The following is a 12,540-nucleotide window of genomic DNA, read 5'->3' on the forward strand; positions in this document are numbered from 1 at the left end:
GCTCAGCGGCGTCCGCGTGCGGTTCTCAGCCTGAGGCCGATGAACAGCACCGTCGGCCAGAACATCGTGTTGGCGATATCGCCCAGCGTGTCGGCCCAGCGCCACGATCCGTAATGCAGCCGGTCGAGGATCTCGTTCGCCGCCTCGGCCAGCGCGACGCAGGCGAGCGGGATCGGCGTCGCCAGCGATTTGCGGGTCAGGATGCGGGCGAGAAACAGCACCGCCATGCCCGCATGAACGTGCAGCAGGCTGTCGGCCATGCCGGTGCCGTCGCCGATCCACTGGATGAAATCGGCATAGCGTGCGGGAATATCCATCGGCGCCGCTTGCCCCGGCACGATGCGAGTTACAATCCCCGCCGCCCTCGCTTCGCCGTGCCGGGCCTCCCACAAAGCGCAGATGCGACAAGGCCCGCAATCCGCCGGGTGGGATTGCGGGCCTCGAAAATACCGTCCTGCGGGTCAGGCCGGGATCAGAAGCTGCTCCAATCGTCGTCGTCCTGTTTGACGGCGAGGTTGCCCTGCACCGGGCTCGCCGCACGCCGCGCCGGGGCCGCCGCCGCAGGGGCAGCGCGGCGCATCGGGACGACCGGGGCGGACGGCGCCATAGCGACGTCATCGACGCGGAAGCGGTTGATCTGATCCTCCAGCGCCCGCGTCTCGCCCGACAGCGCACGGACGGCGGCGGTCACTTCCTCGACCATCGCGGCATTGGCCTGGGTCACGCCGTCCATGTCGTTGATCGCCAGATTGACCTGCTGGATGCTGGTCGCCTGCTCGGACGCGCCGCCCGCGATGGATTCGACCAGCCCGGTAATGTCCTGCATCCCCGTTGCGATCAGGCGCAGCGATTCGTCGGTCTTGTTGGCCAGTTCCACACCGCTGCGCACCCGGTCGACCGTGGTGGTGATCCGCGCGCTGATATCGCGGGCCGCCTCGGCCGAGCGTTCGGCGAGCGCGCGCACTTCGGAGGCGACGACCGCAAAGCCCTTGCCCGCATCGCCCGCCCGCGCCGCCTCGACGCCCGCATTCAACGCCAGCAGATTCGTCTGGAAGGACAGGCCGTCGATCACCGCGATGATCTCGGCAATCTCGTTCGACGAGCGTTCGATGTCACCGATCGCGGAGACGGTGCGGCGTACGATCGCCTCGCTGTTTGCCACGTCGCCGGTCGCCTTGCGCACGATCGTCTCGGCCGAATGCGCCTTGGCGGCGGCGGCGGTGACCGACTGGGCGATCTCGTTCATCGCGGCCGAGGTTTCCTCGATGCTGGCGGCCTGCTGTTCCGCGCGGCGGGCCAGATCGTCGGCGGCCTCGTTCATCTCCACCGTGCCGCTGGCGATCCCGGCGGCATTGATCCGGACCGCGGCCAGCGCCGCCGAGAGGCGCGAGACCGCCGTGTTGAAGTCGCGCTCGATCGCCGCATAGGAAGGCGGGAAACCGGACAGCTTGGCCGTCAGGTCCGAATCCGCCAACTGGCCCAGTGCGCCGCCGATACGGTCGACCACCTCATTCTGCTCGGCATCCGCCCGCGCCTTGGCGATGGCGGCATCGCGGAAGACGACGACCGCCCGCGACATGCTGCCCAGTTCGTCGCCACGGTCCGCGTCGGGAACGGTGATCTCGTTGCGGCCACGCGCCAGCTGCTCCATGATCCCGGTCAACCGGACGATCGGCCGCCCCAGCGCCCGCGACAGCATGATCGCCATCGCGACCGCGACGCCGATCATCACGAGCCCACCGACCACCAGGCTCCATTGGCCCATCTGGACCGCCGTTTTGCGAGCGCCCCGCACGGCCGCCAGCTCATCGACCGTCCGCGCCCGGACATCGCGCAGCGCCTGCAGCACCGAGGTCACGCGGACCCGCGCGCTGTTCTGACGCAGCCAGTCCTGTGCGCCCTCGCGGTCGGTACGGCTGCGCTCGATCAGCGGATCGCTGATCGTACGGCGCCATTCCTGCATATGCTCATGCGACTGGGCGACCTCGGCCCGCGCCTTGGGATCGTTCGCCAGCAGCGCGTCGAGCTTGGCCGCCGCCTGGGTTTCGGTCGCGCGCGACTCGAAATATTGCTTCAGATAGGCTTCGTCGCCGGTGATCAGAAAGCCGCGCATCTGGCTGTTTTCGCGCTGGACGCCGCCTTCCATCTCCAGCGTCGAGCCATAGATATCCTGCGCATGTCCGCTTTGCGCGGTCGTCGAGTCGATGCGTGCAAATGCCCACCACAGAACGCCGATCATGACGGACACCGTCAGGATGACGGCCGCGAAGGACAATCCGATCTTCTTGGGTATGGGCAAGGATGATAGCATGACGGTTCCCGACAGACCGCAGGCTCCCGTGCCTGCGATTTTGCCGGTAGGTTACCGCCCAACTGCAAATAGTTGGTTAAGCGCTTACCGAAACGCCCCTATTTGAGCGGAGCGCCCACCCGGTCGAGCAGCGCAGGCCGATAGGGAGTCGGTGCCCCTGCCGGGATCGCCGCGATCTCGGCGGCCACCGCATCGGCCCGCGCCGACGAGGATGGATGGGTCCGGCTGCGAAACAGGCCGCCATCGACCTCGCCCCCATGCTCGCGCCAGAAGCGCACCGCATCCTGCGGATCGTAACCCGCATTGCGCATCAGGATGACGCCCAGCAGATCGGCCTCGGTCTCGGTCTGGCGGAACAGCCGCCCGTTGCGTCCGAACTCCGACAGGATGCCGCGCTTCACCCCCGCCGCGTCCAGCTTGTCGCGGTGATGCAGGATATTATGCGAGAATTCATGCCCGACGACGACCGCGATCATCCGGTCGTCGAACCGCTCGAAAAAGCGCGAGCCGATCTGGACGATATCGCCGTCCGCCGAGGCGGTCAGGCCCGGCCCCATCAGCATCTCGAACCGCGATCGGCATCCGGGTTGTGCGGCCACCGTTACCTCGCGCTTCTGTCCATGGCGCAGGATGGTCAGCCGCAATGGCCGGTCGGCGGGTTCGGCGGCGATCTGGCGCTGGGCGGCGTCGCGGGTCGCGGTGTTCGCCTGCGACGCGCCCGCCGGGTTCACGACGAAGGGCTTGCCGTCGACCGCCTCGATCGTGTCGTTCGCCTGGACCCCGGCCTTCGCCGCCGCGCTGCCCGGCACCACCGCCTCGACCGCCACCGGCCCTTCGAAGCCGAAGATCGCGGGCAGGTCCTTGCGCACCGCCGGATCGTATTGGTCGATCGCATGGACGACCAGGCCGGGCGTCGGCGCGCGGTCGGGGCAGATCGCGGCATTGGCCGTCGCCAGCCGCCACGCGATCGTCGCCAGCCGCAGATCGGCGTCGCGCATCGCCCCGAACAGCGCAGTATCGTCGGTCTTCTCCACCGACACCATGGGCGCGGCGGGCGCCTGATCGGGCACCGACAACAGGAAGGCGGACAGGGCGACGACCGCCGAGGACAGGATGGAGGCACGCGACATCGCGCCCCTGCTACCGCCTCTCCGGGCAATCCGCAAAGCCGGTCGCCGCAATCCGCCACCTTTCGGCGCAAACTGGTATCGGACGCAACAAAGTGCGAGACTTGGGGGCCTCAAACGCCAACTTCATTGCGTATGGCCTCAATTCGGCGCATGGGCGATCCGTCAAACACAAGAAGACGAAAGAGCAGGACGATCATGGCCGCGAACTGGGCCCCCGACAGCTGGACGAATGCCGAAGCGCGCCAGCTTCCCCGCTATCCCGACCAGAATGCGCTGGACGCCGCAACCAAGACGCTGGCGACCTATCCGCCGCTGGTCTTTGCGGGCGAGGCGCGCAACCTGACCGCCGAACTCGCCGAGGTGGCGGCGGGCCGGGGTTTCCTGCTCCAGGGTGGCGACTGTGCCGAGAGCTTTGCCGAGCATAGCGCGAACAACATCCGCGATACCTTCCGCGTCATTCTCCAGATGGCGGTCGTCCTGACCTTCGCCTCCAAGCTGCCGGTGGTGAAGCTGGGCCGGATGGCGGGTCAGTTCGCCAAGCCGCGCTCGGCCGATACCGAGGTCGTCGGCGGCGTCGAGCTGCCCAGCTATCGCGGCGACAATGTCAACGACATCGCCTTCACCCCCGAAGCGCGCGTGCCCGATCCGCAGCGGATGCTGCGCTCCTATGCGCAATCGGCCGCGACGCTGAACCTGCTGCGCGCGTTCGCGCAAGGCGGCTATGCGAACCTGCACCAGGTCCATCGCTGGACCCACGACTTCATGGGCCGCAGCCCCTGGGCGCAGAAATATAGCGAGATGGCCGACCGGATCGGCGAGGCGCTGGACTTCATGGCGGCGTGCGGCATCGACCCCGCTTCGGTGCCGCAGCTGGCGCAGACCAGCTTCTACACCAGCCATGAGGCGCTGCTGCTGCCGTACGAGCAGGCGCTGACCCGGCAGGATTCGCTGACCGGCGACTGGTACGACACCTCGGCCCACTTCCTGTGGATCGGCGACCGCACCCGCTTCGAGGGCTCGTCGCATGTCGAGTTCCTGCGCGGCATCGGCAACCCGATCGGCGTGAAGTGCGGACCGAGCCTGGAGCCCGAGGCGCTGCTGCGGATGCTCGACACGCTGAACCCTGGCCGGGTGCCGGGGCACATGACGCTCATCACCCGCTATGGCCATGACAAGATCGAGGCGCATCTGCCCAAGCTGGTCCGCGCCGTCACGCGCGAGGGCCATCCGGTCGTCTGGTCATGCGACCCGATGCACGGCAACACGATCAAGGCGGCGACCGGCTACAAGACCCGGCCCTTCGACCGCATCCTGGCCGAGGTGCGCGGCTTCTTCGCCGTCCACCGTGCCGAAGGGACCCATGCGGGCGGCATCCATGCCGAGATGACCGGCCAGAACGTGACCGAGTGCACCGGCGGCGCGATCGACGTGACCGAGCAGTCGCTGGCCGACCGCTACCACACCCATTGCGACCCGCGCCTCAATGCGGGCCAGAGCCTGGAACTCGCCTTCCTCCTGGCCGAAATGCTGAACGAAGAAATGGCCGAACGCCGCAAGGACGCGGCCTGATCGACCGGTGACGGGGCGGGGATGACATCATGTCGCCCCGCCCCGTCGCACTTTTATCGAAGTTTCGCAGGGAAGCGCTTGACGCCCAACGCCACCCCCGCTAACAGCGCCGCTCCACTGCCAACGGCCCCTTCGTCTAGCGGTTAGGACGTCGCCCTCTCACGGCGAAAACACGAGTTCGATTCTCGTAGGGGTCACCAGCCGCAGAAAATTGCGGTTCTCGCTGGATCGGCCTGGGCAATTTGCCACGCCAAATCATCCGATTTTCCCCAACCACTCTCACCAGGCCTGTGCCATTCATCGGCATGACAGTGCCGCCTGAAACGCGCCGGATTCAGGCGACGGGTTTTGCTTACCGGCCGCAGGGCGATAGCGGCGGCCGGAAGACTGCCCTATACCGAATCCGGCTTGGGCTCCGGCCGCAATCCGCGTGCTACCGCCTGATCGGCCAGGAACGCGCCGACATCGGCTTCGCGCATCGGCTTGGAGAAGAAATAGCCCTGGATCAGGCTGCACCCCATGTCCTGCAGAATGTCGAGCTGCTGCCGCGTCTCCACACCCTCCACCACGCATTTCAGCGACAGGTCGCGTGACAATGCGCTGACCGAGCGTACGATCTTCTGGCTCGCTTCGCTGTCGGCCAGGTCGCGCACGAAGCTGCCGTCGACCTTGATCTTGTCGAGGGGCAGTTTCTGAATCTGGCTGAGACTGGAATAGCCGGTGCCGAAATCGTCGAGCGAGATGCGCGCGCCGGTCGCCTTCAGCCGGTGGATATTGGCCAGCGCCTCGTCCAGATTCATCATCAGCGCGGTTTCGGTCACCTCGAATTCGACCCGGCGCGCGGGCACGCCGCTGCGTTCCAATATGTCGATCAGCCGCGTGACCTTGTCCTCCGCGACGATGTCGTGACCGGACAGGTTGAACGAGATGCCGACCTCGTCGGGCCATTGCTTGATCGCGCGCAGCGCCTTGTCGAGCAGCACCGGCGTCAGCGCCGAGATATAGCCGCATTGTTCGGCGACGACGATGAACTTGGCCGGTGACACCGGCCCCAGGACGGGACTGTTCCAGCGCGCCAGGCATTCGAGGAGCGGCGTCGTATCCAGGCTGGAATCGACGATCGGCTGGAATTGCAGGTAAAGCTCCGCCTCCAGATCGGCCGCGCGCAGCGTCCGTTCGAGCAGCGCCGTCTCGCGCACGTCGCGCTCATGCTCCTCGCTGAACACCACCGGCTTCATCCGGCCGGTGCGCTTGGCGTGGAACAGCGCATAATCGGCGCGCGCATACAGGTCGTCGCGATTCTCGGCCATGCGAGGGAAGGCGGCAAAGCCGATCGAGCAGCCGAGCAGCAGTCGCAATTCGTCGATGCGGATCGGCGTGTTGACGTCAGCAATGATGCGCTCGCCAATGGCAAGCAGCCGCGCGTCATCCTGTTCGCCCGCGATGATGAGGGCGAATTCGTCGCCGCCCAGCCGATAGACCTCGGCGACACCGGCAAGGGCCGCCTGCAACCGCTCCGCCATGGCGTGGAGCAGCCGGTCGCCGACGACATGGCCGTGGCTGTCATTGACCGACTTGAACCCGTCGAGATCGATGATGCCGAACGTGACCGGTTCGCCCTTCGCCGCCGCCTCGACCAGCGCGACGTCGAGATCGCGAAAGCACCGGCGCCGATTGCCGATGTCGGTCAACATGTCGGTGTTGGCGATACGGAAATTCTGCTCGCTCAGTTCCTCGATTTCCGCGGCGCGTTGCTCCAGCGTCAGACGCGAGCGGGCGAGGCGGACGAAATCGCCGAAATTATGCTGGGCGATATAGACAAGGCCCACGACGCCGCCGGTCAGCAGGACGACCACGCCCCAGATATGGGTGCCCGCGCCCGCAGCGATGCACAGCATGCCGATGACACAGGAGATCGCGGCGATGATCGAACCGATACGGACGTGCAGCAATCCGAACAGCACGAACACCATCTGGCCGCCCATGCACAGCGCCAGCAGCAACCGCATGTCGGGCGTCGCCCATTGCGAAATCCACACCTGCCACACCACGAGCAGCGACATGCCCGCCGCCAGTTCGATGCCGACGATCCGCATCACCCGTATGCATTCGTCCGTCGAGGGTATGTCATGCCGCCGCCGGTGCAGCAGCGTGAACCAGAAAATGCCTTTCGGGATCAGGTAGAGCGGCGGAAACAACGCCCAGGCCCACCATGGCGCGACCGATGCATGGACCGCGGCCACCGCGATGGTGTCAGCACACAGCGCGATGAACATCGCGGTGCAGATGCCCCCCAATGCCGCGAACCGCGCCTGCTCGACCGACTGCCCCCATGTGATTGAACGTGTCATAGGACCCTACCCACCCATTGCCCCTCCTCTAGGACGATCGGGTAAAGGAATTCTCTCGAAACGCCCGGTTCGGTGAATTTTTGTTTCGAGCGCTTCATGCCTCAAGATGATAGGAGGCCATCCGATGGATGGGAGGGCAGTTTCCCACCAACAGCATTCACGGCCTTCTGCCGATCTCGCAAATGATCCACGGTCAAGCTGATGTAATTTTGTGCTTTTTTTCCGTATCTTAATGTCCGGCGCCCCTGACAATCGAATGTTCACATCTGGCGCCTATGCGAAAGATGATGAATAGAACGATCATTCCACGGCTGCTTGGTTTTTCCGGTCGACCGATCATCGATCGTTGGCTTCGTTTCGCGCCCGCGCTTCAAGCACGCTATGAGAACGACCAGGGGCGTCAACGCGGTGCCGAATTGCGCACCGTCATCATCGTCGGCCTGATATTCTACAATGTTTACAGTCTGACCAGCCTTGTGCTGATGCCGGACATAGCGTTGATGGGCATCGTCTTGCGGCTGGGCATCTTCACGCCGCTAATGGCTGGCCTGGCCTGGTGGGTGGGACATGCGCCACCGCGCTGGAACGAACGGCTGATTTTTGGAGGATCGCTCGGTGCGCAGGCCTTTCCCATCTGGCAATTCTGGCTGACCGGGAGTCCCCTGGGTCTGCTGACCTTTGGCGAGCTGTTTCTTTGTATCGTCTATACAAGCCTACTTCTGGCGCTGCGCTTTCCCTATGCCGTCGCCTTCAACCTCTGCACGCTGGCGATGACCTTTGCGGCGCTTGTCACGAAACCGGGTCTGTCCCCTGTCGTTCAACTCGCCTTCATGATTCAGATCGCCACAGTGTGCGCCTTCGTGCTCTGGGCCAATTATCGTTTGGAATGGCGACGCTGTAACGACTATATTTCGGCGCTGACGGCGACGCTGGAGGCCGAGGAAGCCGAAACCGCGCGTCACACCTTCCAGATCTTGTCACGGACCGACGCGCTGACCGGTCTGCCCAATCGGCGGCATCTCTCCGAGACCGTCGACGATTGGTGGACGGCGTCGGACGACTTCGCCCTGATGATGATCGATATCGATTACTTCAAAGCCTATAATGACTGCCTCGGTCATGTGGCAGGCGACGATTGCCTGAAACGTGTCGCCGAAATCCTGGCATCGGCGGTGCGCGGTTCGGATGCCTTTTGCGCCCGATATGGTGGCGAAGAATTCACCATTCTCATACGGGTGCAAGGCGAAGAGGCGATCGCGACATGGGCAGCAAGGCTGGTTCAAGCCATCCGCGCCGGGATGATCCCGCATCCGGCCCGTCGGGACGGAATGCATGTCGTCACCGTCAGCATCGGCGTCGCCATGCGCCGGAACGTCAATGGGACATCGCCGAGCGTGCTCTTCAAGCTGGCGGACGGCGCCCTTTATGCCGCCAAACAGCGCGGGCGAAACGGCTTTGCGCTGTCTGAGGATTCGACGCTGCTGCACGGGATCGGCTGATCCCGTGCAGGGCAGTGCCCCATAGGGCAGGATGACATGCCCTCCCCTTCAGGAGAGGGGCTCGCGCTGGCTCAAGGCGATGTCATCAAGGTATAGACCCGGCTAGCGCGATGACCGCGCAGCGTGATCCGGCTTAATGGATCTTCCAGTCGACGATCGCCCGCAGGCCCAGCACCACCACGCCCGGCGCGTCGCGCAGGCCTGACGGCCGATGGACATATTGGACATCCGGCTGAAGCGTCAGGAAGGGCGCGACACGATCGCTATAGGTCAGTTCGACCATGCTTTCCGATCGGGACAGGAGCGGTTCGTCGGGGGGATTGGTCCGGCGATAGGCCCCGCTCAGCCCGGCGGTCGCCAGGCCGATCGAAACCAGCGAGTCGGGGCGCGACGGCAGGATACCATGCCCCGTCACGCCGATCTGCGTCCCGTTGCCGAACGGCGTGGTCAGACCATCGGACAGACCGGCACGGAGAAAGGCGCACCAATGCCCCATCTTCCCCGCCTCGCCGGCCAAATCCTGTTCGATCAGCGCATATAGTCCATGCGACGCGGCGGTGTCGGGGGCCAGGGTGAGGCCGGGCGGGACGATCCGCGGCTGGTGACGGCTATAGGTCCAGCCGCCGATGGTAATCGCCGTCCGCCCCCTGATACCCGCTTCCGCGATCAACAGGGCCGATCGCGGACCGCCATCGTCCGCAACCCCGCGCGGCGCGCGTATCGCGGCCGCCTGCACATAATGGCGCTTGCCCTCCATCCGGACGCGGATCGCGAGATCGGTCTGCGGGAAGATCGACGGCCCATTGGGCCCCGTCGCCGCCAGCTCCGATCCGATACCAAAGGCTGGCGCGATCAGCGCGGCGGCGGCCGGATTGGCATAGAACTCGCTATTGAGGTCATATTTGCCGACCAGCACCGACCCCCGATCCCCGGCAAAGCGCTGCTGCACCCAAGCCTGATAGAGCAGCACATCGGGGCTCGCGACCTCGATATTGTTGACCCCCTGCAAGGTGCCCGCAATGTCATTGGGCCGTGCGCCCGTGTTGCTCAACACCCCGACATAGGCGCTACCGCCCTGCCAGCCAGCCGCACGCTCCAGGTCGAGCGATGCCATCAGGTCGACATTGTCGAGAAAGCGCGCACCCCGCGCACCGCCGCCCGCCGCCACGCCGACCAGATCGGCCTTGTAGAGCAGGTCGAGGCTGAAGGCCCGTGTCGGCGCCTCCTCCCCCTCGCCTTCGGCTTCCGTGCGCGGCTCCTCTTCCTGCGCGAAGGCGGGCATCGGCAGCGCGGCCAGCATCGGGGCGACCAGCAGCATGATCGATTGACGAAGCGTCATCGCCATATCCCTCTTTTGTGAGGGGCGGGAGCCTTGGCCCCCGCCCCCGCTTTCACGCGGCGACCGCCTCACAGGCGTAACGGGCGTCGTCGGCCAATGCCGCGATAGCCTCCATGTCGAGCAGCCCGACAAACGCCTCGCCACGACGCAGGACGCCCGACAGACGCCATGGACCGCGTTGCGGCACGATGGCGGGCACGTCCTGTCGATCCGCATTGGCGTGGCACGCCACATCGACGACCTGATCGACCAGCAGGCCCAGGCACGGACCATGTTCACCGGTCTCGACGATCAGGATGCGCGCACCGTCTCCGGCTTCGGTATGGGTGGCGGTGGCGAAGGCGCGAAGGTCGATCACCGCCACCGACTGTCCGCGCAGGTCGATCAATCCGACCAGCCAATCGGGCGCGGAGGGCACGCGAAAGGCCGGACGCCGATCCAGTATTTCGCGCACCCTGGTTACGGGCAGCGCGAACAGGGCGCCGTCGATCGCGAAGACGACCGCTTCGGTTTCCCCGCTCATGCCGCGCGTCCGAACATGCGGTCCTCATCATCCGAGCCGCCGGGCGTCAGGTCGAGCGCGAACCCCCGCGAGGGTGCCGATGGCTTGGCCGCCTTGCGCGCAGCGGGACGATGGGCAGGACGACGGACGGCATTATTCCGGCCCGCCTCGTCGATGTGGAAATACGAGATGCTGGACTGCAACTGACCGGCCTTCTCCGCCAGCTGTTCGGACGTTGCCGACATCTCTTCGGAGGCGCTGGCATTTTGCTGGGTGACCTGATCCAGCTGCTGGATCGCCTGGTTGATCTGGACCGCACCGATATCCTGCTCGCGGCAGGCGGCACTGATCTCGGCGACCAGCTCGGCGGTGCGGCGGATGTCGGGCACCAGCTTGGTCAGCATCTCGCCCGCCTGCGTCGCGGCACCGACGGTGTCCGACGACATGCCGCTGATCTCGGCCGCCGCCGTCTGGCTGCGCTCGGCCAGCTTGCGGACCTCGGCGGCAACCACCGCAAAGCCGCGACCATGTTCACCGGCACGCGCCGCTTCCACCGCCGCATTCAGGGCGAGCAGGTCGGTCTGGCGGGCGATTTCCTGCACGATGCCGATCTTCTCGGCGATGGTGCGCATCGCGACGACGGCCTTCTGCACCGCAGCCCCGCTCTGTTCGGCGTCCTGCGACGACTGGCGGGCGATCTTCTCGGTCTGGGTCGCGTTGTCGGCATTCTGTTTGATGTTGGCCGCCATCTGCTCCATCGACGACGATGCCTCTTCGGCCGCTGCCGCCTGTTCGGTCGCGCCCTGGCTCACCTGCTCGGACGAGGAGGACAGCTGCTGGCTACCGGCCGCGACGCTCGATGCCGCTTCGGTCGCTTCGCCGACGACGATGCGCAGCCGCTCGACCATCGCGACAAGGGCGTGACCCAGCTTGTCCTTGTCGGACAGCGGCTGATGCTCGACCGTCAGGTCGCCCTGTGCGATGCGATCCGCCAGCGTCGCCGAGCTGCGCAGATTGTCGGTCATGTGATTGACGACGGTGACCAGGTCACGGATTTCGTCATTGCTGTTCACCTCGACCTTATGGTCCAGGTCGCCGGTCGCCACCGCACCGAGCGCGACGGAGACGCGCTTCAGGCCGCGCGAAACGATGCGGCTGATCCAGAAGGCCCCCGTCATGGCGAGCAGGAAGGCCGCTACCGCGACCACGAGCAACATCGTGCGCGACTGGGCGTACAGCGTATCGCCCTCTTCATCGGCGGCGTGCAATTCGGACCGCTGACGCTTGACGATCTGGTCGACGATATCGCCGATACGCACCGCGGCCTTGTTGGCGGCACCCAGGGAAATCACCGAGGCCTCGGCGTTACGATTGGCCAAGGCGAGTTCGATCGCCTTGTTGGCCACCATCTTATAGTCGGTCCACCCGCGCTGCGCCTCGGAATACATTTCGCGGTCGATCGCGTCCTTGGTCTGCAAGGCCTCGCCGATCAGTCGATCCGCGCGCGCGCGCTGCCGCCGCAGTTCCGCAAGCTGCCCGGACATGAAGTCGGGGTCGTCGCTCATCGTCAGATTCTTCTGCGCGACGATCGAAGAGGTGGTGGCATCGTTGAATTGCTGAATACGATCCAGCGACGCGGCAGGATCATCGACCATATCACTCATGGCACTGTTCAGGGTCGACAAGCGATTGACGCTAAACCCCACGATGATCGCCAACATTACCAGGACGACTGCAAATGTCGTGACCAACTTCGCCTTGATCGTAGCCCGCATGTCTTTATCCCCTGTTCACACAATCGCGGCGCGCACTGCAAATAATGATGTGAAATCAGTGTTA

General features: G+C 65.3%; 9 protein-coding genes and 1 tRNA gene. 3 read left to right on the plus strand and 7 right to left on the minus strand.

Features of this window, described 5'->3' with window-relative positions; translation table 11 throughout:
- Positions 1–2: 2 nt before the first annotated feature.
- From U1H82_RS06030 to U1H82_RS06040, 3 genes are all read right to left on the minus strand, one after another.
- A complete protein-coding gene (locus U1H82_RS06030; protein ID WP_322964018.1) occupies positions 3–317 on the minus strand; it encodes a hypothetical protein in 315 nt (104 codons plus the stop codon).
- Between the two features lie 155 nt (positions 318–472).
- Entirely contained in the window at positions 473–2,311 is a 1,839-nt protein-coding gene (locus U1H82_RS06035) for a methyl-accepting chemotaxis protein (RefSeq protein WP_322964019.1), read from the minus strand.
- 98 nt (positions 2,312–2,409) lie between these two features.
- Positions 2,410–3,441, minus strand: a complete 1,032-nt coding sequence (locus tag U1H82_RS06040) for a M48 family metalloprotease (RefSeq protein ID WP_322964020.1) — start codon at positions 3,439–3,441, stop codon at positions 2,410–2,412.
- A gap of 195 nt (positions 3,442–3,636) precedes the next feature.
- Here U1H82_RS06040 and U1H82_RS06045 point away from each other — a divergent pair, with 195 nt between their 5' ends.
- Both U1H82_RS06045 and U1H82_RS06050 read left to right on the plus strand, forming a co-directional pair.
- Positions 3,637–5,010 carry a class II 3-deoxy-7-phosphoheptulonate synthase gene (locus U1H82_RS06045; RefSeq protein WP_322964021.1) on the plus strand — a complete coding sequence of 458 codons (1,374 nt, stop codon included), beginning with the start codon at positions 3,637–3,639 and terminating at the stop codon, positions 5,008–5,010.
- A gap of 125 nt (positions 5,011–5,135) precedes the next feature.
- Positions 5,136–5,210: transfer RNA gene (locus U1H82_RS06050), tRNA-Glu, on the plus strand.
- A 192-nt stretch (positions 5,211–5,402) separates the two neighbouring features.
- Here the strand turns inward: U1H82_RS06050 and U1H82_RS06055 are convergent.
- Positions 5,403–7,361: a putative bifunctional diguanylate cyclase/phosphodiesterase gene (locus tag U1H82_RS06055; protein ID WP_322964022.1), complete on the minus strand. Its 1,959-nt coding sequence runs from the start codon at positions 7,359–7,361 to the stop codon at positions 5,403–5,405.
- Between the two features lie 287 nt (positions 7,362–7,648).
- Here U1H82_RS06055 and U1H82_RS06060 point away from each other — a divergent pair, with 287 nt between their 5' ends.
- The gene (locus tag U1H82_RS06060) at positions 7,649–8,860 is read left to right on the plus strand and encodes a GGDEF domain-containing protein (RefSeq protein WP_322964023.1); all 1,212 of its coding nucleotides are present in this window, start codon (positions 7,649–7,651) and stop codon (positions 8,858–8,860) included.
- A gap of 133 nt (positions 8,861–8,993) precedes the next feature.
- Here U1H82_RS06060 and U1H82_RS06065 read toward each other — a convergent pair whose 3' ends face one another.
- Genes U1H82_RS06065 through U1H82_RS06075 form a run of 3 tightly spaced genes read right to left on the minus strand, consistent with a single transcriptional unit; the run spans position 8,994 to position 12,476 of the window.
- Positions 8,994–10,199, minus strand: coding sequence for a carbohydrate porin (locus tag U1H82_RS06065; protein WP_322964024.1), 1,206 nt, complete (start codon positions 10,197–10,199; stop codon positions 8,994–8,996).
- 52 nt (positions 10,200–10,251) lie between these two features.
- Positions 10,252–10,722, minus strand: coding sequence for a chemotaxis protein CheW (locus tag U1H82_RS06070; protein ID WP_322964025.1), 471 nt, complete (start codon positions 10,720–10,722; stop codon positions 10,252–10,254).
- Positions 10,719–12,476 carry a methyl-accepting chemotaxis protein gene (locus U1H82_RS06075; RefSeq protein ID WP_322964026.1) on the minus strand — a complete coding sequence of 586 codons (1,758 nt, stop codon included), beginning with the start codon at positions 12,474–12,476 and terminating at the stop codon, positions 10,719–10,721. Before U1H82_RS06075 ends, U1H82_RS06070 begins: the two co-directional genes overlap by 4 nt.
- Between the last annotated feature and the right edge of the window lie 64 nt (positions 12,477–12,540).

Source organism: Sphingomonas fuzhouensis (assembly GCF_034659795.1).
GTDB lineage: Bacteria > Pseudomonadota > Alphaproteobacteria > Sphingomonadales > Sphingomonadaceae > Sphingomonas > Sphingomonas fuzhouensis.